General features: G+C 71.7%; 23 protein-coding genes. 12 read left to right on the top strand and 11 right to left on the bottom strand.

The window, feature by feature from the left end; translation table 11 throughout:
- Positions 1-291 precede the first annotated feature (291 nt).
- Entirely contained in the window at positions 292-609 is a 318-nt protein-coding gene (locus ACFY7C_RS20340; protein ID WP_389652195.1) for a hypothetical protein, read from the bottom strand.
- Positions 610-811: 202 nt separating this feature from the next.
- On the opposite strand from ACFY7C_RS20340, the gene ACFY7C_RS20335 reads away from it, so the two are divergent.
- The 3 genes from ACFY7C_RS20335 to ACFY7C_RS20325 all read left to right on the top strand — a co-directional run bounded on the left by ACFY7C_RS20335 (position 812) and on the right by ACFY7C_RS20325 (position 2684).
- On the top strand, positions 812-1087 hold the full coding sequence (locus tag ACFY7C_RS20335; RefSeq protein WP_389652192.1) for a MarR family transcriptional regulator: 276 nt from the start codon (positions 812-814) through the stop codon (positions 1085-1087).
- 337 nt (positions 1088-1424) lie between these two features.
- Positions 1425-1829 carry a tyrosinase cofactor gene (locus ACFY7C_RS20330; protein ID WP_389652190.1) on the top strand — a complete coding sequence of 135 codons (405 nt, stop codon included), beginning with the start codon at positions 1425-1427 and terminating at the stop codon, positions 1827-1829.
- Positions 1830-1856: 27 nt separating this feature from the next.
- Positions 1857-2684, top strand: coding sequence for a tyrosinase family protein (locus tag ACFY7C_RS20325; RefSeq protein WP_389652187.1), 828 nt, complete (start codon positions 1857-1859; stop codon positions 2682-2684).
- 29 nt (positions 2685-2713) lie between these two features.
- On the opposite strand, the gene ACFY7C_RS20320 is transcribed toward ACFY7C_RS20325, so the two are convergent.
- The 4 genes from ACFY7C_RS20320 to ACFY7C_RS20305 form a co-directional block, all read right to left on the bottom strand.
- Positions 2714-3244 (bottom strand): dihydrofolate reductase, encoded by a 531-nt coding sequence (locus tag ACFY7C_RS20320; RefSeq protein WP_389652185.1) that lies wholly within the window; start codon positions 3242-3244, stop codon positions 2714-2716.
- A complete protein-coding gene (locus ACFY7C_RS20315) occupies positions 3241-4038 on the bottom strand; it encodes a thymidylate synthase (RefSeq protein WP_389652182.1) in 798 nt (265 codons plus the stop codon). The genes ACFY7C_RS20320 and ACFY7C_RS20315 overlap by 4 nt, the downstream gene beginning before the upstream one ends.
- Before the next feature lie 97 nt (positions 4039-4135).
- Positions 4136-4648 (bottom strand): GNAT family N-acetyltransferase, encoded by a 513-nt coding sequence (locus ACFY7C_RS20310; protein WP_389652180.1) that lies wholly within the window; start codon positions 4646-4648, stop codon positions 4136-4138.
- Positions 4649-4690: 42 nt separating this feature from the next.
- Positions 4691-6145, bottom strand: coding sequence for a tetratricopeptide repeat protein (locus ACFY7C_RS20305; protein ID WP_389652177.1), 1455 nt, complete (start codon positions 6143-6145; stop codon positions 4691-4693).
- A 387-nt stretch (positions 6146-6532) separates the two neighbouring features.
- Here ACFY7C_RS20305 and ACFY7C_RS20300 point away from each other — a divergent pair, with 387 nt between their 5' ends.
- The 3 genes from ACFY7C_RS20300 to ACFY7C_RS20290 all read left to right on the top strand — a co-directional run bounded on the left by ACFY7C_RS20300 (position 6533) and on the right by ACFY7C_RS20290 (position 8817).
- Complete coding sequence (locus ACFY7C_RS20300; RefSeq protein ID WP_389652778.1) at positions 6533-7420, top strand: FAD-dependent oxidoreductase; 888 nt, start codon at positions 6533-6535, stop codon at positions 7418-7420.
- A gap of 123 nt (positions 7421-7543) precedes the next feature.
- Positions 7544-8197 (top strand): TOPRIM nucleotidyl transferase/hydrolase domain-containing protein, encoded by a 654-nt coding sequence (locus ACFY7C_RS20295; RefSeq protein ID WP_389652174.1) that lies wholly within the window; start codon positions 7544-7546, stop codon positions 8195-8197.
- 167 nt (positions 8198-8364) lie between these two features.
- Positions 8365-8817, top strand: coding sequence for an iron chaperone (locus ACFY7C_RS20290; RefSeq protein WP_389652172.1), 453 nt, complete (start codon positions 8365-8367; stop codon positions 8815-8817).
- 36 nt (positions 8818-8853) lie between these two features.
- On the opposite strand, the gene pstS is transcribed toward ACFY7C_RS20290, so the two are convergent.
- The gene (gene pstS / locus ACFY7C_RS20285; protein ID WP_389652169.1) at positions 8854-9939 is read right to left on the bottom strand and encodes a phosphate ABC transporter substrate-binding protein PstS; all 1086 of its coding nucleotides are present in this window, start codon (positions 9937-9939) and stop codon (positions 8854-8856) included.
- A gap of 451 nt (positions 9940-10390) precedes the next feature.
- Between pstS and ACFY7C_RS20280 the strand changes: the two genes are divergently transcribed.
- Positions 10391-10702 carry a hypothetical protein gene (locus ACFY7C_RS20280; protein ID WP_389652166.1) on the top strand — a complete coding sequence of 104 codons (312 nt, stop codon included), beginning with the start codon at positions 10391-10393 and terminating at the stop codon, positions 10700-10702.
- 122 nt (positions 10703-10824) lie between these two features.
- Positions 10825-12405 (top strand): hypothetical protein, encoded by a 1581-nt coding sequence (locus tag ACFY7C_RS20275; protein WP_389652163.1) that lies wholly within the window; start codon positions 10825-10827, stop codon positions 12403-12405.
- Here ACFY7C_RS20275 and thpR read toward each other — a convergent pair.
- Positions 12392-12973 carry an RNA 2',3'-cyclic phosphodiesterase gene (gene thpR, locus ACFY7C_RS20270; RefSeq protein WP_389652160.1) on the bottom strand — a complete coding sequence of 194 codons (582 nt, stop codon included), beginning with the start codon at positions 12971-12973 and terminating at the stop codon, positions 12392-12394. The genes ACFY7C_RS20275 and thpR overlap by 14 nt on opposite strands.
- Positions 12974-13101: 128 nt before the next feature.
- Here thpR and ACFY7C_RS20265 point away from each other — a divergent pair, with 128 nt between their 5' ends.
- Complete coding sequence (locus ACFY7C_RS20265) at positions 13102-14001, top strand: SDR family NAD(P)-dependent oxidoreductase (RefSeq protein WP_389652157.1); 900 nt, start codon at positions 13102-13104, stop codon at positions 13999-14001.
- Positions 14002-14016: 15 nt separating this feature from the next.
- On the opposite strand, the gene ACFY7C_RS20260 is transcribed toward ACFY7C_RS20265, so the two are convergent.
- The 4 genes from ACFY7C_RS20260 to ACFY7C_RS20245 all read right to left on the bottom strand — a co-directional run bounded on the left by ACFY7C_RS20260 (position 14017) and on the right by ACFY7C_RS20245 (position 17747).
- The gene (locus tag ACFY7C_RS20260) at positions 14017-14643 is read right to left on the bottom strand and encodes a DUF998 domain-containing protein (protein ID WP_389652154.1); all 627 of its coding nucleotides are present in this window, start codon (positions 14641-14643) and stop codon (positions 14017-14019) included.
- Between the two features lie 89 nt (positions 14644-14732).
- Positions 14733-16388, bottom strand: coding sequence for a sigma-70 family RNA polymerase sigma factor (locus tag ACFY7C_RS20255; RefSeq protein WP_389652152.1), 1656 nt, complete (start codon positions 16386-16388; stop codon positions 14733-14735).
- A gap of 144 nt (positions 16389-16532) precedes the next feature.
- Positions 16533-17120 carry a hypothetical protein gene (locus ACFY7C_RS20250; RefSeq protein ID WP_389652149.1) on the bottom strand — a complete coding sequence of 196 codons (588 nt, stop codon included), beginning with the start codon at positions 17118-17120 and terminating at the stop codon, positions 16533-16535.
- Between the two features lie 156 nt (positions 17121-17276).
- Positions 17277-17747, bottom strand: a complete 471-nt coding sequence (locus tag ACFY7C_RS20245; protein WP_389652146.1) for a diadenosine tetraphosphate hydrolase — start codon at positions 17745-17747, stop codon at positions 17277-17279.
- A gap of 131 nt (positions 17748-17878) precedes the next feature.
- On the opposite strand from ACFY7C_RS20245, the gene ACFY7C_RS20240 reads away from it, so the two are divergent.
- From ACFY7C_RS20240 to ACFY7C_RS20230, 3 genes are all read left to right on the top strand, one after another.
- Positions 17879-18250, top strand: coding sequence for a hypothetical protein (locus ACFY7C_RS20240; RefSeq protein WP_389652143.1), 372 nt, complete (start codon positions 17879-17881; stop codon positions 18248-18250).
- A gap of 482 nt (positions 18251-18732) precedes the next feature.
- A complete protein-coding gene (locus ACFY7C_RS20235) occupies positions 18733-19584 on the top strand; it encodes a GNAT family N-acetyltransferase (protein WP_389652140.1) in 852 nt (283 codons plus the stop codon).
- A 7-nt stretch (positions 19585-19591) separates the two neighbouring features.
- Entirely contained in the window at positions 19592-21901 is a 2310-nt protein-coding gene (locus tag ACFY7C_RS20230; protein WP_389652137.1) for an Rv1355c family protein, read from the top strand.
- Positions 21902-21905 lie beyond the last annotated feature (4 nt).

The raw sequence follows: 21905 nt of genomic DNA, 5'->3' as shown, positions 1-21905 counted from the left end.
CGCGCGGCGTGGGGCGGGGACCAAGGTTTTCCGCTGTGGGCGATGCCGACGACCGAATTCCCCGTCGAGCGCGGCGCCGAGAGGTCCGGATGCGGGGCTGACGGGATGTGAACCCGCGGGACCGGCCACCAGGTCCGGCGACCAGCCACTCACCCCGGTTTTTGGGGACCTCCGCCGCCCGGATTCGCAAGGGACCATGCTCTGCCACGGCCCCGCACCCTGTGGCACCGCGCGCGGTACCGCGGCTCGGAGTCTCACCGCGCCCGATGGGAGGAAGTCGGGGATTTTCCCTCAGCCTCCGCCGCCCTGGGCGGCCGGGGCCTCCCGGGTGACGACGAAGCCGTCGGGACGCATGACGGCGGTGAGGCCGGCGTCGCCGAGGACCGAGGTGAGGGCGAGGCCCAGGGCGGTGCGGATCCCGTTGATCTCGGCAGCGGCGTGGAGCCCCGGGTCGGTGGCGTGGACGGAGATGGTGGGCCGGATCAGGCGGTCGGCGTGCCAGCTCACGATGACGGCGTCGCCGTGGCTGTGCGTCGTCAGTCCGCTGCCGGGGCCGAAGCCGGCCTCGACCAACAGGCTCTCGACCTCGCGGACGAGTTCGCGGCTCATGGGACACCTCCCGTGACCGGGGCGTCGCTGCTACGAGGCGTACCTCGCCTCCAAAGTGTCCCCTTCCTCCGGTTACACGTCAATGATTACGTGAAAGCCGCTTCAGGTGATTGCGTACATGCACCCCTCGGAGGAAAATCTCGGCATGGGAGGAAACGGAGGAAGTCACTCAAGGTGGACCTTCCTCACGAATCACGCCCGTGTGCTGCTGGCGATCGCCCGCGACCCCGAGGTGCGGCTCCGTGATGTGGCGCAGAACTGCGGGGTGACCGAGCGCACCGCGCAGGCGATCGTCGCCGATCTGGAGAAGGCCGGCTATCTCCGACGCAGCCGGGCGGAGGACGGGCGCCGCAATCGCTACCACATCGCGGCCGACGCCCCCTTCCGCCACCCCGCCGAAGCGGGCCATGAGATCGCCGGCCTTCTGACGCTGCTCGCCGAGCCACGCTCGGCCGCACACCCGGACCACGACGACTGACGGTCCGGGCGACCCGGCGGCGCCGGCGGCGACCCGGGGGAACGCTCGGATCCGGCCAGACTGCGGGCGTGGGCTCCGCCACACACCGGGCACCCGATCGAAAGATCATTCACGAGATGATCACTTTCTCCGCAAGACTTTCGCCGCGACGCCCCCGCACTCCCCCGGACAGCAAGATCAACTCCGTTCAACTCTGTACTTTTCGTGGCAGGTTGTCCACATCGCAGCCAACCGACCCGCGGCGATTTCCGCCCCGCCAGCACCTCGCGGTACCAGTGGAAACCGCCGGGGGCATATGACCAAACCCCCGGTCGCACAGACCATCAGGGGGTTTTTCATGTCCAGCATCACCCGCCGCAAGGCCCTGGGCGTCGCCGCGGGCGCCGCGGCCGGCGCCGCCACGGGGTTCGCCCTGGCCGGGCAGGCCGACGCCGCGACGCCGCGCGTCGCCGCCACCGCGGCCGCCCGCTCCGCCGCCGCCCCGGGATCCTTCGACGAGGTCTACCAGGGCCGCCGTATCAAGGGCGGCCCCTCGCACGGCGGCGGGCACCACGGGGGACACCACACCGGCGCCTACTCCGTCACGATCGACGGCGAGGAACTGCACGTGATGCAGAACGCCGACGGCACCTGGATCAGCGTGATCACGCACTACGAGCCCGTCGCCACGCCCAGGGCCGCCGCCCGCGCGGCCGTCCGCGAGCTGCAGGGCGCCCCGCTCGTTCCGCTCACCCTCGCCTGACCCGACCGATCCAGGAGCCGCACCACCATGACCGTACGCAAGAACCAGGCCGCCCTCACCGCCGACGAGAAGCGACGCTTCGTCGACGCCCTCCTCGCCCTCAAGCGGACCGGCCGTTACGACACCTTCGTCACCACCCACAACGCGTTCATCATGGGCGACACCGACACGGGCGACCGCGTCGGCCACCGGTCGCCGTCCTTCCTGCCCTGGCACCGGCGCTTCCTCATAGAGTTCGAGCAGGCGCTGCAGTCCGTCGACCCGACCGTCACCCTCCCCTACTGGGACTGGACGGCCGACCGCACCTCACGGTCCTCGCTCTGGGCGCCCGACTTCCTCGGCGGCACCGGACGCGCCCGCGACGGGCAGGTCATCGACGGCCCGTTCGCCCGCGCCGGAGGCCGTTGGGCCGTCAACGTCCGCGTCGACGGCCGTGACTACCTCCGGCGCGACCTCGGCGCGGGCGGACGCCAGCTGCCGACCCGTGCCGAAGTCGACTCCGTCCTCGCCATGGAGACGTACGACACGGCGCCCTGGAACAGCTCGTCGGACGGTTTCCGCAACCACCTGGAGGGCTGGCGCGGAGTGAACCTCCACAACCGCGTCCACGTCTGGGTGGGCGGGCAGATGGCCACCGGGGTCTCCCCCAACGACCCGGTCTTCTGGCTGCACCACGCCTTCATCGACAAGCTGTGGGCCGACTGGCAGGCCCGCCACCCGCGCTCGACCTACCTCCCCGCCGCGGGCACCCCGAACGTCGTCGACCTCCACGACACCATGCGGCCGTGGAACGACGTGACGCCGGCCGACATGCTCGACCACACCCGCCACTACACCTTCGACACCGCGGCCTGAGGCCGGGCGCCTGCCGGGTCACGGGCAGGCTACGGACGGGCGTAACGGCGGATGCGGTAGCGCAGCTCGGTGGTGGAGGACAGCCAGCCGGTGTCCTCGGTGATCCGCCAGGCCGGATCGAGCGGCGGGGCGTAGGTGTCGCCGGCCACCGGCGCGTCGACCTCCGTCACCGAGAGTGTCGTGGCGTACGGCAGGGCGGCACGGTAGATCTCCCCGCCGCCGATGACCCAGGCGGCGGCCACGGGTTCCGGCGCCTGGGCCGTGAGCTCCTGGGCCGTCAGCTCCTGTGACGCGAGCTCCAGGGCCGCGTCGAGGGACCCGGCGCGCTGAGCGCCTTCGGCGGTCCAGTGGGGGTTGCGCGTCACGACGACGTTGCGCCGGCCGGCCAGCGGACGGAAGCGTGCGGGAAGCGAGTCCCACGTCCTGCGCCCCATGATCACGGGGTGGCCGAGGGTCGTCGCCTTGAAGTGCGCCATGTCCTCGGGAAGGCGCCACGGGATCCCGTTGTCGGCGCCGATCACGCCCTCGGGCGTCTGCGCCCAGATCAGTCCGACGTTCATACGGCGACCGGGGCTTTGATCGCGGGGTGGTGGCGGTAGTCCACGACCTCCACGTCGGCGTAGGCGTAGTCGAAGAGCGAGTCCACCTTGTGGAGGCGCAGCTCCGGGAAGTCGAAGGGGGTGCGCGAGAGCTGTTCGGTCACCTGCTCGACGTGGTTGTCGTAGATGTGGCAGTCGCCGCCGGTCCAGATGAAGTCGCCCGGTTCCAGGCCCGTCTGCTGCGCCACCATGTGGGTGAGCAGGGCGTAGCTCGCGATGTTGAAGGGGACGCCGAGGAACAGGTCGGCGCTGCGCTGGTACAGCTGGCAGGAGAGCCTGCCGTCGGCGACGTAGAACTGGAAGAAGGCGTGGCACGGGGCGAGAGCCATCCGGTCCAGTTCGGAGACGTTCCAGGCGGAGACGATCATCCGCCGGGAGTCCGGGTCGTCGCGCAGGGTGTCGAGGACCTGGCTGATCTGGTCGATGTGCCGGCCGTCCGGCGTGGGCCAGGACCGCCACTGGACGCCGTAGACCGGGCCGAGCTCGCCGTTCGCGTCGGCCCACTCGTTCCAGATGCTGACGCCGTGCTCCTGGAGCCAGCCGACGTTCGAGTCGCCACGCAGGAACCACAGGAGCTCGTACACGATGGACTTGAGGTGCACCTTCTTGGTGGTGACCAGCGGGAACCCCCGCGAGAGGTCATAGCGGAGCTGGTGTCCGAAGACACTTCGGGTGCCCGTCCCCGTCCGGTCGGCCTTGGCCGTCCCGGATGTGAGCACCAGCCTCAACAGGTCTTCGTACTGTGTATCCACCACGGACCCAGAGTCTAGTACCGGCGGGAGGCGGCTGCGTCCAGGGTCACGCCGGGTGACGGTGTGGCGGCTGGTGGCTGCTGCCGGTGGCTGCTGCTGGTCAGCGCACCAGCTCGGCCGCCAGCAGGTCCATGAGCAGACCGTCGTGCCAGGTGCCGTCCGCGCCGCGCTCGTACTGGCGCATCACGCCCACCGGCCTGAATCCGACCTTGGCGTAGCAGCGGATCGCGGCCGCGTTGTCGGCCGCCGGGTCGATGACGAGCCGGTGGTAGCCGTGATCGTCGACGAGGTGACGGGCCAGGGTGCGGACGGCATCGGTGCCCAGGCCGATGCCGTGGACGGAGGGGTCGAGGAAGAGATCGATGCCGGCGTGCCGGTAGTCGGGTTCCTCCTCGGAGTACCACTGGATCATGCCGACGATCCGGTCCTGGTGAAGGATCGTCAGGCAGTGGGTGTCGGGATCGTCCAGATCGGCGGCCACCTCCGCCGCCATGTCGTCCTCGCCGCGCCACCGCTCCCGCACCTCGGGTGTGGCGCGGACGGCGGCCAGGGCGGGCACGTCCGCGGGCACAGTGGTGCGGAGGACGACGGCGGCGCCGTGCAGCTCGGTCATGCCGGGACTCTACGCAAGGGGCGCGGGCGGGGACACCGGGGCTCATCGCGCTCGGAGGGCCTCGGCCGCTGCCGCCGCCGCTTCGCGCGCGCGGTCGCGAGCGCCGGCGGCGAGGGCGGCGTCGCCCAGGCCGTCGGCCAGCCGGGCTCGGGCGGACCAGTTGTACGAGCTGTCGGGGCGCAGGCCGATCCGCTCGCTGATGAGCACCCGGGCTTGCTCGTGCCGTCCGGCGGCGATCGCCGAGTCGAGCAGCGTCCGCTGGAGGGCGTCGCGCTGGGCGTGGCTGCCGCCGAACTCGTGCAGGCGGCGGCGCAGCGGCCACAGCAGCTCCACGACGGCGGCGTGGTCGCCTCGGCCGTGGGCGAGCAGCGCCTCGCAGGCGGGCAGGCCGATCTCCGCGGTCATCCGGCGGTTCGTGACGGTGCCGGCGTCGGCGTCGGCGTCGGCGAGGGTGCCGGAATCCGGCCGGTCCAGCCAGCGCCGCCGGTCGGCGATGAGGCGCGCCGCCTCCTCCAGCCGTCCCGCCCCGACGTAGGACATGACGGCGTGGACGTCGTTGAACGCGTAGAAGGGCGGGTCGGCCCGGGCGGCCCACGCGTCGGCGAGCGCCTGCCAGCGGGAGGTGGGCTCCGCTCCCGCCAGCCGGATCCGCCACAACAGGGCCGCGGCGTCCAGCAGTTCCATGGCGAGCCCGGACGAGTCGTCGTGGTGGAGGGAGGCGTCGTAGATGCGCAGGGCGGTGTCGGTGTCCCCCGCTTCCAGCGCGTAGAGGGCGTAGTGCCACCAGTTGTGGACGTCGAGGTAGTTGTCCTGCGCCCAGTCGGCGCGGCGGGCGTCGAGATAGCCGATGCCTTCGGCGACGCGCCCCTGCATCTCGTAGGTGTGGACGACGGCATGGATCGCCCAGACGTCGCGCGGGTTCTGCTCGACCGCGGCCAGACCCGCCTCCTCGGCCAGGCGGTAGTGTCCCGACTCCTCCAGCCCGAACGCGTACATGCCCAGCACCAGACCTCGGTGGGGGTCGGCGGTGTCCCAGGCCGAGAGGGCTCCGCCGATGCGGTCCCGCAGGCGCACCGCGTCGCCGGTGAAGAAGTCCAGCTGATGCCCGACGGCCAGGGCGAGGGCGTCCCTCGGGTACGCCAGGGAGAGCTCCTCCAGCAGCCCGGCCGCCCGCCGCAGGTCGCCGGCCAGCCATGCGGCCGCCGCCGCCAGGTGCATCCGCTCCCGCGGGGGCAGGGACAGGACGTCCACGCCCGCCGCGTACCGGTCGAACCGGCGCCGTGCCGTGACGGCCTCGGCCGGCTCGGTGCCCAGCATCCCGAGATAGGCGGCGAAGCACTGAGCGAGGGGCGAGGCCGGTCCGCTGCGGAGCGCGTCGTCGACGGCCTGCTCCACCTCGGGACGGAAGTGCAGGAGCGCCTCGACCGCACGGTCCAGGTGCCCGGCCGTCTCCGGGGTGCAGGCGTGCAGCGGGTTTCCGTACCGGTCTGTCACCATCGGTTTTCACCTCGGGGGCTACGGGGCGGGCGGGGCCACGGGGTGGGCGGAGGCCCCGGTGAGCGGGTCACGCGCACCGCGGCCACCACCATGAACGCACCGACGGCCGCGGCCGCGCCACCCCGACAGGCGCCATGTGGCCAAGTGCCATGATCCGCCCGGGGTTCGCCCCCCGGCGCGAGTGGAGGCAGGGAGTGGCGGGGGGCCCTAGGCTGATGCGACTCCCCTGCCTCGACGAGAGCGAGGAGGCGGGAGGAGGAGCGAGGAGGCGGGAGAGGGCGGAATGAGCCGGGAGGGAATCGAGTGAGCGAGAGCAGGTCGGGTGGCCGGGAGGCCCCTCCTCCGACGCCCCATGCGGGCCCGCCGTCCGCCGTCCACGACACCGATCTGATCGTCGTCGGCGGCGGCCCGGCCGGCTGCGCCGCGGCCCGCATGGCGGCCGGTGTCGGCATGCGCTCGGTCCTCGTCGAGCCGGACGCGCTGTGCCGCAACCTCTACCGCATCGGGGCCCTGAACAACGTCCTCGGCGGCCATGCCACCGGCCCCGCCCTCGCCGACGCCGTCACCGCGGAGCTCAGGGCCACCGAACTCTGCCGCATGGAACTCGGCCGCCGGGCCGTCGAGCTGAGTGCCGCCGACGACCACGTCGCCGTCATCCTCGACACCGGCGCCCGCCTGACCGCCCCGTACGCCGTCGTCGCCACGGGCGTCGGCCCGCTCCAGCCCGGCGACGCCCCCTGGATCACCGCCCCGGCGGACCTCGTGCTTCCGCCGCTCTGGCAGGCGGACGCGCCCGATGCCGAAGGCCGCACGCTGCTCGTCCTCGGCGGCGACCGCCCCATCGGCACCTTCCTGCGCGCCCACCCCGCCACCGCCACCCGCCTCCTCGTGGCGTATCCGGAAGCCGACGCGTACAAGACCGAGGAGATCCGCGACGACCCCCGCGTCACCCTGCTGCCCGTCGGGCATCTGGCCCTCCACACCTGCGACGGCGCCGGGGTGAGGGCGGAGGCGGTGGGTGTGGACGGCGAACGGCACGCTCTGACGGCGGACGCCGCGTACCTCAGCCTCGGCAGCGCGCCCACGGCCCCGGCGGGCGACCTCGTCCGCGCGGCGGACGGCTACTGCCCTCCGACCGGGCAGCACCCGCGCATCCTGGTGGCCGGGGACCTCCGCGCCGCCCGCTATCAGCGGATCATGACCGCGATGGGCTCGGGCGGCGAGGCCGCGCTCCACGCCTACTACGCCACCAGGGAACGGCCCGCCGGAGGCTGATGCCCCTGCCGCGCCGTCGGGCGTGGCACGGGCGGGCCGTCGCTTCGCGAGGAACCCTCGTGGCAAACACGCGTGCGAGCAAGATCGTCTCCGTGTCAGGATGGCGCCGGAAAGCGAGGTCTCGTGGACGAGTTGAGGCGATTCGGCCGGGCGGTGGCCGTCTGGGCGGCCGGCGGAGCGGGGGCGGCCGACGCGGCCGCGCAGGCCCGGGAGCTGGCCGGCGGCGTGCGGACGATCGTGCTCGTCGAGGGAGCCAGTGATCAGGTCGCGCTCGACGTGCTGGCCACCCGCCACGGCCGCGACCTCGCGGCGGAGGGCATCGCGGTCGTACCGCTCGGGGGTGCGACGAACATCGGGCATTACCTAGACGTTTGCGGTCCTCCGGGGCTCGGCCTGCCGCTGGCGGGGCTCTGCGACGTCGGCGAGGAGCGGCATTTCCGGCGTCATCTGGAGCGGGTCGGGCTCGGATCCGGCCTCACGCGGGCCGGCCTCGAGACACTCGGGTTCCACATCTGCGTCGCCGACCTGGAGGACGAACTGATCCGCGCGCTCGGGCCCGAGGGCGTGCGGGAGGTGATCGACGCCCAGGGCGAGACACGCCCGTTCCAGACCTTCCTGAGCCAGCCGGCCCAACGGGAACGGCCGGTGGAGCACCAGCTGCGGCGGTTCATGGGGACGCACAGCGGCCGCAAGGCGCTCTACGCGCGGGCGCTGGTCGCGCACCTGGACCTCGCGCGCGTGCCCCGACCGCTGGAACGCCTCCTCACTCACCTCTGACACATCTGAACCGCCGGCTCCGTGGACGGCTCCGTGCTCGTCTCCGTGGCCGTCTCCGTGGTCACCACGGATGCGGGCACCACCCCGGGCGCGGGAGGCTGTGACCACAGCGAAGAACCGCACATGCCCGACACACGAGACCACGACGCACGAGACGAGGAATGACCATGACCGCCACCGACAACACCGCCTACGCGGGCTTCACTGCCGAGGAGCGGGCCGCGATGAAGGACCACGCCAAGGAGACGAAGGCGGCGGCGCGACGCGCCTCGCACGCCGACAAGGCGGCGCAGGCGGAGCAGGACGTGCTCGCGAAGATCGCCGAGATGCAGGAGTCGGACCGCGTGATGGCCGAGCGCGTCCACGCCGTCGTCACGGCCCACGCCCCGGCCTTGGCGCCCAAGCTCTGGTACGGGATGCCCGCGTACGCGCTGGACGGCAAGGTCGTCTGCTTCTTCCAGAGCGCGGAGAAGTTCAAGGCGCGGTACGCCACGCTCGGCTTCAGTGACCAGGCCAGACTGGACGAGGGCCCGATGTGGGCGGCCGGCTTCGCGCTGACCGAGGTGACGCCCGAGGTGGAGACGCGGATCGCCGACCTCGTCAAGCGGGCGGTCGGCTGAGACCGGTGGCGCGCGGGGCACCGGCCCCTCCGTCCGTCAGGACAGCGAGGCGACGACCTCGCGCACCTGCGTCGCGACGGACTCGGGCAGGGGCGCGTAGTGGAGGGCGTGGAGCTCCTGCTGGCCTTCCCGGCCGGCCGTGTAGGTGAGGAAGGACTTGAGGGCGGGCAGGCTCTCCGGGTCGTTGCCGGTGTCGCAGACGATCTCGTACGTCACGAGGACGATCGGGTACGCGCCCTCGGCGGAGGTCTTGTAGTCGAAGGAGAGCCGCAGGTCCTTGCCCTCGCCCGCGATCTTCGCGGCGGCGATGCCCGCCGAGGCGCTCCGCGTGCTGGGGGCGACCGGCTCGGCGGCGCCGGTCGCGATGCGCACGGTCTCGATCTTCCGCTTCACGGCGAAGGACAGCTCGAAGTACCCGATGGCGCCTTCGGTCTGGGTGACCGTGGTCGCCACCGCGTCCGAGCCGTTCGCCGAATGGCCGCCCTGCGCCTGCCACTTCTTGCTCGCCGGGTAGGGCCAGCGGTCGCCGGCCGCGCCCTTGAGGTAGGCGTTGAGGTTCTGGGTCGTCCCGGAGTCGTCCGCGCGATGGACGGGGACGACGGCCAGGTCCGGCAGCTTGGCGTCGGGGTTGAGTTCCTGGATCGCGCGGTGGTTCCACCTCGTGATCCGCCCGTCGAACACGCGGGCGAGCGTCGGGGCGTCGAGGACCAGGCCGGTCACGCCGGGGAGGTTGTAGCCGAGGGCGATGGTCCCGCCGACCATCGGCAGGTCGATCGCCTTGCCACCCGGGCAGACGTCCTCCGGGACCCGGCGTTCCTCCTCCGCCAGCGCCTGGTCCGTACCCCCGAACGCCGTGGCGCCTCGATGGAACTGCGCGACCCCCGCGCCCGAGCCGAGCGGGTCGTACACGAGCTGGACGCCCTGACAGGCCCGCTGGTACTGCTGCATCCACCGCTTCATCGCGATCTGCTGGGCCGAGGAGCCCGAGCCCCGTACCTTGCCCTCGGGGGCGCAGTCGATCACCGGCACCGGTCCGCTCGCGGCGGATCCGGAGCCGGCCGCCGAGCCGGCGTCGTCGCCACCGCCGCCGCACGCGCCCAGCGTCAGCACGCCCGCCGTCACGGCGGCCGCAGCACTCCACCGCCTGTTTCGAGCCGAACGTCGAAGCTGCACCTTGATCTCCCTCGGACACGTGCGAACGCACCGGAGCGGCTCGTGCCGCCGACCGGTCCACGGATGATCACCTGGGCCCGGGAGGGGAGAGTGGATCGCGGGCGAACAGCGGCCGTCATCCAGGTGACATCACGGTGACGTGGCCGAGGGCTTGGCGAGGAGACGCAATGGCAACGACTTGTGGACGCAGTGCGCACACAGTCGGGCCGCGCTTCGGCATGCTTCAGGGACACGGGGATGCGGACACACGCGGACCGACACGCGTGCCGGCGCGGGGGCCGGCACGGGGGGCGGCACGCGGAGAAACACGGGGGCACAGGTCGGGTGGGGAACCGCCCGGCACTCCGACGCAGGCCGGTGTACGGGGACGGGGAGTAGGCCGGGGAGAGAGGACCCATCCATGAGTCTGGCCCGTCTGGGGCTGAGCACCGACCAGGATCGGCTCTACCGCTACCTGCTCCGCAGACCCCAAGCGCATCCGACCAGGATCCGCATCGAGCTCGCGATGCCTGATCTCCCCCGGGTGATCGGCGAGTTACGCGAACTGGGGCTGGTGGACCACGCGTCCGCCCCGGTCGCTCCGCCCGTCGCCATGGACCTGCTGGTACGGCGTCGGACCGAGAGGACCCGGCGTCGCGGCCGTCACACCCGCCGGCCGGGAGGGGCCCCGGCGGCGTTCGACGAGGACGGCCACGAGCCGAGGATCGGCTGAGTCGTCCGCCGCGTCGGACCGCGTCTCCTGAGAGCCCTCGTGCAGAGGGGAAGCCAGCTCCCGCAACCGGGTACTAACGTTGCGTCATCGGGTGGGCGTGGGCGGGTGGCTCGGGAGGGTGCATGCAACCCCTGTACGTGGTCGATTTCGATGTGGCGGCGGCGAACGGCGTCGAGGTCGATGCCGTGGCGCGATTACGCGGGCATCTGGCCGCCTGGCTGAACGGCCCCTTGGGCAGTGCGCTCGACGTGGGCGATCTCGCCCGTTCCGGGCAGACCCTGCTGCCGGCCAAACCGCCCGGTCGGGAGCGGCGCGAGGCCCGCTGGAGGGTCGAGGAGGGGGTGGCGGCCCAGGCCCTGCGGGTCGACCTGTCACACCCGGTGGACAACGGGGCGCGGTTCGTCACGCAGGTGACGGTGGCGCGCGTCGAAGGCCGGGTGCTGCTCCGTGTCGTGATGGGGCAGGAGATCCCCAGCGGATGGCTGTCTCCGATCCAGGACCCGCCGCTCTTCCGGCCGAACGTGCTCGCCAAGGTCTGCGCGGACAAGACGCTCGACCTCCGTACGCTGGGGCAGCTGGTGACGGGTCGGTTCGAGCCGATCCGGCAGAGCGAGCAGGTGAGCGTGCTCTCCGACTCGCTGGCGTCGCCGACCCGGCTGCCGGCCCTGCTGATGCAGCCGCGCGACGACACGGCGTGGCAGGTGGCGCGACGGGCCTCGTCGCAGCTGATGGGGCTGGCCCAGGTCGTCACGCTCAACTACGCCACCAGTCAGGCGCTCCTGCGGCGGCAGCCGATGCTCCGGGTCCCCGACGGCGGAGCCCTGTTGGTCTGGCCCGATCTGCGGCTGTGCCATCCGAGCTATGCGCGGCCCGAGGTCACCGCGGACGGGATGGTGGAGCACTGGATGCGCAGTCTGGCCGAGCTGTCCGTCCTGGCGCGCGGTTCCGACAAGGGCTGGGACGCCGCGCGGCAGGCCGCCCGCAGGGCGGCGGCCCGGCGGGTGGCGGAACAGGTGGAGGAGGCCCGGCGTCTCGGTGACGCGGCGGCCGAGCGCAAGGCCCTCGAGCAGCGGGTGCGCGAGCTGGAGGAGAGCGTCGCGACCTGGGAGCAGCTGGCGGTCGGGGAGGCGGCCCGGGCGGACGACAACGCCTCCAAGGCCGCGGAGGCCACCAAGTTCCAGGAGGAGGCCGTGTGGTGGCGCAAGCTGTACGAGCGGGAGCGTGCCTCGCAGGGCGAGACCTCGGTCGACCCGTGGAGCGCGATCCCGGTGCTGGCGAAGGGCGACGCGGCCGCCACCTATCGTGCCCTGGAGGAGGCGTCGGAGGGGCGGATCGTGTTCACTCCGGGTGCCGAGCGGAGCTGGAAGTCGGATCAGTACCGCTTCCCCGAGGAGATGACGGCGCAGTTGATCCTGCTGGCGAAGGCGGCCGCTGATCTGTACGAGCAGACGTCGTCGTCCATGCCGCGCCTGGACGAGTGGTTCTCGACGCAGCACGGGCTGAAGGTGGCGACGAGCGATCTGACCATCAAGAAGAACGCCAGGATGCGCTGGGTGGAGTTCGACGGGGAGCAGCGGGACACCCTGCCGCATGTGAAGGTGCGGGACGGCGTGGCCCACAGTGACTGCGGTCGCATCCACTTCGCGCTCGATCCGCGGAAGCGGCGTTTCATCGTCGACCACGTGGGGGTCAAGAAGTACTGAAGGTCCACGACTCGATGTCGCGGTAGTGGATCGGTCCGGGGCCTCGCCCGAAGTTGCTTCCGACCAGGTGGAGTCGCTCGGTGTGCCAGGGGCGGCCGGTGAAGCCGGTGAGGGCGGCGGCCACCGCCGTCACCGAGTCCTGGTCGCCGCGCCGGGCGCGGGCCAGCGTCAGGTGGGGGCGCAGGGGTCGGTCCTCGAAGGGGATGGCGCAGTTCCGGACCACGGTCCGCACGTCGGCGGCGAGGAGGCGCAGTCGGTCGAGTTCCCCGTCGATTCCGCTCCACAGGACCCTTTCGTCGAAGTGGCCACTGCCCCGCAGGGCCAGTTCGACGGGCCGGTGCGTGGCGGCGAGGTCCGCGAGCGGCGCCTTCAGGAGCGGGACGGACGCGGCGGGCAGCTCTCCGAGGAACGCCAGGGTGATGTGCCAGTCCTCGATGCGATTCCACCGCAGGCGCGGGTACGCGTCATAGGCGGGGCGCAGCTCCCGGGCGAGTTCGTCCTTCGCGTCGTCGGGCGGGGCGAGGGCGATGAACACGCGGACGGTGGTGTCTGAGGACTGTACGTTCACGCAGGTCTTCGTACCGTGTGCGGGAGCGTTTCGTCATGTTCCGGGCAGGCGAAGTGACCAAGGTCAAAGGAACGCCTGCCTATGATCATGGAGATGGGGACGGGGACGACGACGGAGGCTCGACGACCATGACGGACCAGCGGGTGTATCTCGTGACCGGCGGCGGGACGGGCATCGGCGCCGCGACCGCCCGGCTGTTGGGCGCGGCGGGACACCGGGTGGTGGTCTCCGGGCGTCGTCCCGAACCCCTGCGGCTGGTCGCGGAGGAGACCGGGGCCCTGGCCGTGCCCTCGGACATCGGCGAACCCGACGAGGTGCGCGAGCTCGTCGACCGGGTGCTCGACGTCCACGGCCGCCTCGACGGCCTCGTCCTCAACGCGGGCATCGGGCGGGGCGGAGGGGTGGGCGAGGTGACCCTGGAGGACTGGGACGAGGTCATGCGGACGAACCTCACCGGCCCGTTCCACCTGCTGCGAGCGGCCCTTCCGCACCTCCTCGACGCCCGTGGGGCGGTGGTCGCGGTCGCCTCGGTGTCCGCTCTGCGTAACGGCGTGGGCAACGCCGCCTACGCCACCTCGAAGGCGGCGCTGCTCCAGCTGTGCCGGTCGCTCGCCGTCGACTACGGCAGTGCAGGGCTGCGGGCGAACACCGTGTGCCCGAGCTGGGTGCGGACGGACATGGCGGACCGCCGGATGAACCGGTTCGCCGAGGAGGCGGGCCTCGGGGACGGCGGTGTCGAGGCGGCGTACGAAGAGGTGACCCGGGTCCTGCCGGTCGGCCGCCCCGGCGAGCCGCGCGAGGTGGCCGAGGCGATCGCGTGGCTGCTCTCGCCCGCGGCCTCCTTCGTCAACGGGGCGGTGCTGACCGTCGACGGCGGGGCGACCGCGCTGGACCCGGGAACGCTCGGCTTCGCCTTCCGTATGGAACCGCGCACCGCGGGCCCGGCCGCCACGCCGGGAGCCGCCGGCGGTGTCGACACCGCGCACGGCGGCTCGCAGGGCGGCTCGCACGGTGGCTCGCACTCCTGAGGGGCGGGGTGCGCGTCAGCGCGCCGCGCTCCCGGTGGTGCGCGACCGGCGCTCGGCGGCGCGCTGGTACCGCAGGCAGGAGACGACGACCACCAGCGGCCACAGGGACTGCATGCAGGTGACCACGCGTTCGGCGACGCCCGCGGCGCCCCGGCGGTTGGCCTCGACCAGGAACCAGAGCGCGCCGAGGCCCATCAGCAGCGTCGCCGCGTAGGCGGGTGCGCGCCGCAGCGCCCAGGGGGCCGGTCTGTCACCGGGTCTGGCGGCCAGCACCGGCCACAGGGCGAGCAGGGTGAACCCGACGGCGGCGACCGACCCGTGCCGTAGCGCCCCTCCGCTGCTCGGCGTCGGGACCATCGCCACGACCAGGGCGGTCACTCCCCCGGCGGCCAGCGCCGCCCGCCCGGCGGGGGCCGCCGCGCGCAGCCCCCAGGCGGTGGCGAGATGGCAGACGCCCAGGGCGAGCAGTGCCCCGGTCATCACCCAGAACCCGGCGGCCCCGTACGCCGCGAGCACGCTGATCGTCTGGCGGACGGCGTCGTAGGACGATCCTTCCAGCACGGCCGCGGTCGTCCAGCCGCCGACCAGCACCACAGGGGCGCTGCCCGACGGCACGAGGGTCCACTTCGGTACGGCTCGCATCGGATCACCGTAGGCCGGAGTCCTCCGCCCGGCGGTGGAGCACGCCGTACGACCCGGCCGACGGTCCCTTCACGTCCTCCCTCACGTCCTCACCGCGCGCCGAAGACCTGCGTCCAGTAGGGGCCGCCGTCGGTGTGGATGCCGATGCCGATCTCCCGGAAGTCGCAGTTGAGGATGTTCGCCCGGTGGCCGGGGCTGTTCATCCAGGAGTCCATCACCTGGGCGGGGGTGCGCTGGCCCTTCGCGATGTTCTCGCCGTAGGTAGACCAGCGGTATCCGGTGGCGGTGACGCGCTCACCCGGACCGTCGCCGTCGGGGTTGGTGTGGTCGAAGAAGTCGCGTGCGGCCATGTCGTCGGAGTGGCCCTGCGCGGCCTTGGTCAGCAGGGAGTTCTCGGACAGCGGGCCGCAGCCGGCCCGGGATCGTTCGGTGTTGACCAGGTCGATGACCTGGCGGGAGTCGGAGGTGTCGCCGGAGCCGCCGGTGGTGGTGGCGCCGGTGGGCCGCGGGCGGGTTGCGAGCACCGTGGTGCGCTGCGGGGTGGGCTTCGTCGTCGTCTTGGTCGGTGAGGGCGTGGCCGTACGGCTCGGCTGGACGGTGCGGCTCGCGGTGGGGCTCGGGGAGGCGGAGGGCGAGGCCGTGGTGGGCCGCGGGGTTGCGACGGGGGCGGCGGCGTCCGGGGCCAAGGCCTGGGTCACGTCGGTGGTGTCCGGGTCGCCGCCCTCGGGACCGGTGACGAGGGCGAAGGTGCCGCCGGTGACGGCCACCACCGCGAGACCCGCGGCGGCGACGGCCCGGCGGCGGCCGCGCTTGCGCTGCTCCTCCTTGCGGCGCGCGCCGCGCGTCCCGGGCGCGGCGGCGTGCCGGGCCCGGGCCGAACCGGGCCGAGGCCCGTCCGGACGAAGGCCCTCGGGACCGTCGAGGTGGGGTACGGAGGTGGCGGCGAGGGCCAGGCCGGCGCTCTCCCGGACGTGTGTGAGCAGCGACGCCGCCGGGGGCACGAGCAGCAGTCCGACGAGCAGGCCCTCGGCGGGGACGAGGCCGTTCCACAGGCCGGCGCAGTGGGGGCAGGTGCGGGCGTGGCGGGCTATTCGCTTGCGCCACAGGGCCGAGGGCCGGCCGTCCCAGCCGCCGAGCCCGGTGTGGAGGGCGGGGCACAGCGGGCGGGCCGACAGGGCTCGGACGACGACCCGGGCTGCTTCCAGCTGCTCCTTCATCCGCTGGACGCGGACCGCGGTGTGCTCGGTCGACAGCTGGAGGGCGGCCGCGACCTCGTGCCGGGTCAGTTCACCGGCGCACTCCAGCCACCACAGGGACAGCAGGGCGCGGTCCTCGGGCTCCATCCAGCGGGTGGCCTCCGCGGTCTCGCGCCGCTGGCCCGACAGCTGCAGCCGGGCGACCGTCAGGTCGACGAAGTCGGCGCCGGGGTGGGCGAGGTCCCGCGCGTCGTCGAGGCCGCCGGTGGCGTGGCCGGCCTGCCGGCGGTGCCAGTGGGCGCGGATGGTGTTCATGGCGATGGCGACCAGCCAGGACCGGAAGCTGTCCGGAGAGCGCAGTCCGGGGAGCCCGTCGAGCGTCCGGAGCATCGTCTCCTGCACGACGTCGTCCACGTCGTGGTGCCCGTTCATCGCCCGGCCCACGATGTTGTAGACCAGCGGCAGATACGCGGCGACAAGCCGGTCCTGCGCCCGCGGGTCACCGCCTTGCGCGGCCCTGACCAGCTCCGTGCCGTTCGGTGCTTCCATGCCCTGCTTCATCCTGATCGTCCTGCCTGTTGCCGATGCCCAACACCTGGGAGATCGGGCGGTGCCCGCCCGATAACGGAAAACGCCGAAAAACTTTTCGACGATGTTCGGGTGGGCGGGAGGGGTGGCGGTGGCCGGTGGGGGTCAGACCTTGCCCATGTGGCGGGAGGTGCGGTGGCCGAGCCGGCGGCCGAGGTCCTCGACGAACGTGTCCGACAGGGGCGGCCAGCCGCAGAACTCGAAGGTGAGCGCGCCCAGGGCGTATGCGTCGCCCCATCGCCAGTCGGTGACGGGGCTCGACGCGCCGCAGGCGGCGCATGCGGCACGGCCGCTACCGGTCTGCTCCCAGGTGGTGACCGCGGCGCGGAACGGGGCCCAGATCTCCTCGTCCGCCGCGAAGGAGGCGGGGTAGTCGATGAACGTGGTGCGCGCGTCGCAGCGGGGGCAGTCCGCGTACTCGGCCTCGTCCTGCCCCTGGCCGCCCACGTGGTGGTGACGTCCGATGACCACGGCGAGGGGTCCGGGTTCCCAGCCGGGGTCCTCGACGGCCCGTTCCCAGTGAGGACCGGGCCGGTAGCCCTCGTCCGCGTACAGGCCGTAGACGCCGGAGGAGTCCATGGCCCGGGTCACGATGCCCTCGGCCACCAGCCAGTCGATCACGCGGGCCGCGAGGACGCCGGCGTCCTCGACCGACACCTCGGTGTCGACGACCCGCTCGAAGTAGTCACCCATCGCCCCGCTCCCGCCCCTCTGTACGCCTTGCCACCGTTCGTCCGGGGCTCTCGCCCGGGCACCCACTGTGCCATCCCGCTCCGACAGCCTCCCTGGAGAAGGCCGGCGGTTTACCCCCGCGCGGCCGCGCACGCGTCGGCATCACCGGCCGAGTCCTCAGGCCAGCCGGTCCAGCTCGGCGCCGATCGCGTCCCGGAGCGCGTCATGCCGCGGCCCGAGCCTGAAGCGCTCGTCCTGCCAGTGGTCACGCGGATACAGCCACACGGGCGCGTTCACCAGCTCGGCCGGCTCCCACGCGAAGCGAGGCCAGATGTGGGCGTGCAGGAACGGGTCCTTGTTTCCCAGGATTTCCAGGTTGATCCGTCGGAACCCGGGATCCAGGCGGCGGCAGGTCCGCTCGACGGCTTCTCCCAGCCGGTCCATGTCGGCGAGGAACGCGAGCCGTCCGGGCTTCGGCAGGTCGGACAGCCGCTGTACCTCCGGGTCGTCCACGAGCAGAACCGAGTAGCCCGGGAGGAACTGGACGTCGCCGATCACCGCGAACCCGGCGTCGAGCCGCCGGATCACGGTGGGGTTGGCGCCCTGCAGGGCGGTTCCGATGCGGTCCGTTCGCCAGTCGTCGGTCATGACAGGAGGATGCCGGCCCAAGGAACTTGGAGGCGAGGACAGAGCCGACCTCGGGAATCAGGCGCTTGCCAGTGGGCCGTTTCCTTCGGATCACCTTCGACGGCCTTGTCCGGCCTGGATACGGTGACGGAATGACGACGATCCTGCGGCACCCCCGACCTGGCCTTTTGTGGGATTGGTGGGCAGTGGACGCTCACGGCTTCCTCGTGCACTTCAGTGGCGGACCCGCTCCTGAGCATCTACTGGCGCATGTGGATCGTGTCGACGCTGCGGCTGCGTGGGCCGAGGAGAACTGTCCGGCGTGGTTCAACGATGCTCCCCCACCGCTTCACGCCTTCAGCTGCGATGGCGAGCTGCCGGTCTACACCCGCGACAGCGTCCCGGACTCCCCGTTGCCGCTGTCCGACGCCCCGGCAGCCATCGCAGACGTCGCGGCCCTGGTCGAATTGCACAAGGCAGTGGGAAACACCTGGACGATGTACCTCGACGAGGGATGGGTCTAGGCACCAGGCCCGACGCGCCTTGAGCAGAGCAAACTAGTTCAAGCGCAAGGCAGCGTGCGGGAATGAAAACCGGAAACGGGTGTAAACCCGTTTCCACAACTCATCCATGGCAGTCGCCGGCGGTTTGGTCATGGCGATCTCCTTCGCGGTGCATACGAGCCTCGGGTCTGCACCCTCGGCCTGTCGTTCCGTGGCGAAATCGAGTCGGACAGACGAAGCGAAATCCCCGCGACGCATCCCATGTCCCGAGGACGTCGGCACCAGGTGGGCGGGGCTAACCGTCACGTGAATCATCGCGGATTCCCGATGCATTACGAGGCAACACCAAACCCGTGAGCCGCACAAGGCCACTCACGTCACATCCCCTCTCATCAGTGGCGTGAATCGATCGCTTCCCTCTCTACATCCCTTCATTTCGGGCCGAAGAAGCCCGAACCCTGGCCACAGTTCGAGCGATCAAGGGGCTGAAAATTGCCCATTGGATGGAGCGGCAGGTAACTGGATCATCTTTCCAAAACGGACAGATCGCCGATGCCGCGACGCACATTGATCGCTACAGTCGAGTATCCGCTCCGGCAATTCCGGATCCGACCCGACCCGACCCACGAGGACCCTTGATGTATATCCGGCTACTCGACGCACAGTTCGACGATCCCGCCTATGACGCCTACCTCGAAGCCCAGCAGCGCGCATACTCCGCACCCGGCTACGAGACGTTGACGAAGTACGGAAGCACGGACAGGCGCACCACTCGCGACCCGTTAAGTTACCTCGCTGTTTACGACGAGACGGCGGGCGACGACGGCGGGAGGCTTGTCGGCGGCATCCGCATCCACCGGAAGATAGCGGGGCAGCTGCCGTCCGAGATCCACCTCGCGAGCCAAGATTTCAACGCCGCCTTGGCGGACGAAGTCGCCGCCGGCGAGTCGGTGGCGGAGATCTGCGGCATCTGGGTGGACCACGGCTGGAGGGGCCGCAACCTCGCCTCCCTGTTGTGCTTCACCTCCGTCGTGGCGGCTCAGCGACTGGGGGCCACCGTGATCTGTGGCAGCGGCCCCACCGAGCGAATCAAGGGGTACGAACGCTGCGGTCTCCGTTTCCGGCACGACCGCCCCCTGCACGACCGCCCGTTTCCGGGCATCACGGCGTACTACTCCATCAACCGGGCGGAGGCGATCCGCCATCGCGAGGAGCGATTGACCAAGGCGGCGGTCCTGCTGGACCGCGCCCTGGACGAAGCCCCCTGCATCCCCACCGACGTGGTCCGCGCGGTCGCCGACGAGCTCGGCCTCGGCCGCTCCACCGCCTCGGCATCCGTCGGCAACGCACGTTAGGCGATCGATGAACCTGGAAGCGCATCTCGGCACCTTCACCCAGACCGCCGGCGACACGGCTCCATGGCGACCGACGCTGTACGCACCGGTCGAGCCCGAGCAACGCTCCGCCCTGACGGAGCTCCTCGAACGCGGTGCCGTCGACTCCGTCCACGACACGTGTGCCGACCAGCTGGAAGAGCTCCTCTCCGCTCGGCGCCCCGACTGGCGTCCGGACGCCGACGAAATGGCATCGGCGGTCACTGACCACCTCGGCGGCACGCCCCCGGCGGAGTACGGCACATGGGCGTGGTACCCCTGGTCGCGACAGCTCGTCCACGTCCTACCGCCGGCCGAGCACCGCGAGCTCCGTCAGTCCCGCAACCGCTACAAGATCACCGCGGAGGAGCAGAACCTCCTGTCGCGTAAGACCGTGGCCGTGGTCGGCCTCTCCGTGGGCGCCGCAAGTGCGGTCACCCTCGCCCAGGAGGGGGTGGGCGACCGTTTCCGGCTCGCCGACTTCGACCTCCTCTCGCTCTCCAACCTCAACCGGCTCCGCGCCTCGGTCGCCGATGTCGGCCTGCCCAAAGTCGTCATCGCCGCACGGCAGATGTACGAGATCGACCCCTACCTCGACATCACCGTCTGGCCGGAGGGACTGACCGAGGAGAACACCGACGCCTTCCTCGCGGGCGGTGGCCGCACCGACCTCCTCGTCGAGGAGTGCGACGACATGTACCTCAAGGTCCACGTCCGTGAACGCGCCCGCGCGCTCGGCATCCCCGTCCTGATGGAGACCAACGAGCGCGGCATGCTGGACGTGGAGCGGTTCGACCTCGAACCGGAACGTCCACTTCTGCACGGCCTTCTGCAGGGAGTGGCGGCCGCCAACGTCAAGACGATGTCGACCCGCGAGAAGCTCCCCCACCTCCTCCGCATCCTCGGTCAGGACGAGCCCTCCGAGCGTCTGGTCTCCTCCCTCGTCGAGACAGGCAAGACCATCTCCTCATGGCCGCAACTCGCCTCCGGAGTCAGCCTGGGCGCCGCGCTGGTGACAGATACCGCTCGCCGCCTCCTCCTCGGCCAGTTCACCGCCTCCGGAAGGTACTTCGTCGACCCCGGCACGCTGATCCGCGAAGGCGCGGAGACTCCCTTGGCACCACCGGAGCCCACGTCCGAGCCCACCACGGAGGCGGTCTCCCCTCCCCTGCTCCTGCCGTCGCCGCCCGGCAACGCCGACGCCACCCTGGGTGAAGAAGGCATTCGCCGCCTGGTCGCCCACGGCATCCAGGCGCCGTCCGGCGGCAACAGCCAGCCCTGGCAGTTCATAGCCCATGACGAGGCGTTGGACTGCCGCATCGACGCCGCGCAGCCGCAGACCTTGCTCGACTTCGAAGGCTGCGCCACCCGACTGGCCATCGGCGCGGCGGTGGAGAACATCCACCTCGCGGCCCAAGCCGCGGGCTGGGCCTGCCATGTGCAGTACTTCCCCACCCCGGCCGACCCCGGCCTGGTCTGCCGACTCACCTTCTCCAGTGCGGCCGGCGTCCCGCGCCCCGCACTGTTCGACTGGATCGAGCACCGCACCACCAACCGCAGCCCCGGCCCCGTTCGTCCACTCGACGGGTCGCACGCCACAGCGCTGACGGACTGCGCCACCGAGAGCGGCGCCCGGCTCCATCTCGTCACCGACCGCGATCAGTTGGACGAGATGGGTCGGATCCTGGGGGCCGGCGACCGGCTGCGGATGCTTTCCCCGCAACTGCATCGGGAGATGATGAACGAGTTGCGCTGGGACCCCGAGGAGGCACGGCGCACGCGGGACGGCATCGACGTCGCCACGCTGGGGCTCGACGACGTCGACCTCGCGGGCGTCCGGCTGGCACGGCAATGGTCCGGTCTGGCTTTCGTTCGCCGAATCGGCGGCGGCAAGGCCTTCGAGGAGAGTGCCGGAAAGGCCATCGCCGCCTCGTCGGCCGTCGGCTGCCTCACCATCCCGGGCAAGGGCCCTCATTCCTTCGTCAACGGGGGCCGCGCCCTGCAACGGCTCTGGCTGACCGCCACCTCCCTCGGCTTGGGATTCCAGCCCCACACGTCCCTGCTCTACCTGTTTGCCCGGGTGGAAGGTGGCAGCGAGACCGGACTCGACGCCACCGAGATCGACGTTCTGCGCACTCTGCGCACCAGGTTCACCGCCGTCATCCCCAGCAAGCCGGACGAGGCCGAAGTCATGCTCTTTCGACTCTCCTACGCGTCGCCGCCGACGACCCGCTCACTGCGCCGCTCCGTCGACTCGGTGCTTCACTTCGGAGGGCCGCCTTCGGGGAGCAGTGCGTGACGTG

Origin of the sequence: Streptomyces sp. NPDC012769 (genome assembly GCF_042901205.1) — a bacterium.
GTDB lineage: Bacteria > Actinomycetota > Actinomycetes > Streptomycetales > Streptomycetaceae > Streptomyces.
The sequence above is the reverse complement of the archived record's forward strand: the minus strand, read 5'-3'. Positions and strand labels throughout refer to the sequence as shown.

Bases quoted from the DNA above. Each gene is read 5' to 3' on its own strand.
- ACFY7C_RS20290 (WP_389652172.1), top strand. From the start codon at position 8,365: ATGACCGCCACCGACAACACCGCCTACGCGGGCTTCACTGCCGAGGAG.
- ACFY7C_RS20245 (WP_389652146.1), bottom strand. From the start codon at position 17,747: ATGACCGACGACTGGCGAACGGACCGCATCGGAACCGCCCTGCAGGGC.
- ACFY7C_RS20280 (WP_389652166.1), top strand. From the start codon at position 10,391: ATGAGTCTGGCCCGTCTGGGGCTGAGCACCGACCAGGATCGGCTCTAC.
- ACFY7C_RS20265 (WP_389652157.1), top strand. From the start codon at position 13,102: ATGACGGACCAGCGGGTGTATCTCGTGACCGGCGGCGGGACGGGCATC.
- ACFY7C_RS20250 (WP_389652149.1), bottom strand. From the start codon at position 17,120: ATGGGTGACTACTTCGAGCGGGTCGTCGACACCGAGGTGTCGGTCGAG.
- ACFY7C_RS20310 (WP_389652180.1), bottom strand. From the start codon at position 4,648: ATGACCGAGCTGCACGGCGCCGCCGTCGTCCTCCGCACCACTGTGCCC.
- ACFY7C_RS20240 (WP_389652143.1), top strand. From the start codon at position 17,879: ATGACGACGATCCTGCGGCACCCCCGACCTGGCCTTTTGTGGGATTGG.
- ACFY7C_RS20235 (WP_389652140.1), top strand. From the start codon at position 18,733: ATGGAGCGGCAGGTAACTGGATCATCTTTCCAAAACGGACAGATCGCC.
- ACFY7C_RS20330 (WP_389652190.1), top strand. From the start codon at position 1,425: ATGTCCAGCATCACCCGCCGCAAGGCCCTGGGCGTCGCCGCGGGCGCC.
- ACFY7C_RS20340 (WP_389652195.1), bottom strand. From the start codon at position 609: ATGAGCCGCGAACTCGTCCGCGAGGTCGAGAGCCTGTTGGTCGAGGCC.
- ACFY7C_RS20275 (WP_389652163.1), top strand. From the start codon at position 10,825: ATGCAACCCCTGTACGTGGTCGATTTCGATGTGGCGGCGGCGAACGGC.
- ACFY7C_RS20320 (WP_389652185.1), bottom strand. From the start codon at position 3,244: ATGAACGTCGGACTGATCTGGGCGCAGACGCCCGAGGGCGTGATCGGC.
- ACFY7C_RS20255 (WP_389652152.1), bottom strand. From the start codon at position 16,388: ATGGAAGCACCGAACGGCACGGAGCTGGTCAGGGCCGCGCAAGGCGGT.
- ACFY7C_RS20325 (WP_389652187.1), top strand. From the start codon at position 1,857: ATGACCGTACGCAAGAACCAGGCCGCCCTCACCGCCGACGAGAAGCGA.
- ACFY7C_RS20260 (WP_389652154.1), bottom strand. From the start codon at position 14,643: ATGCGAGCCGTACCGAAGTGGACCCTCGTGCCGTCGGGCAGCGCCCCT.
- ACFY7C_RS20230 (WP_389652137.1), top strand. From the start codon at position 19,592: ATGAACCTGGAAGCGCATCTCGGCACCTTCACCCAGACCGCCGGCGAC.
- ACFY7C_RS20305 (WP_389652177.1), bottom strand. From the start codon at position 6,145: ATGGTGACAGACCGGTACGGAAACCCGCTGCACGCCTGCACCCCGGAG.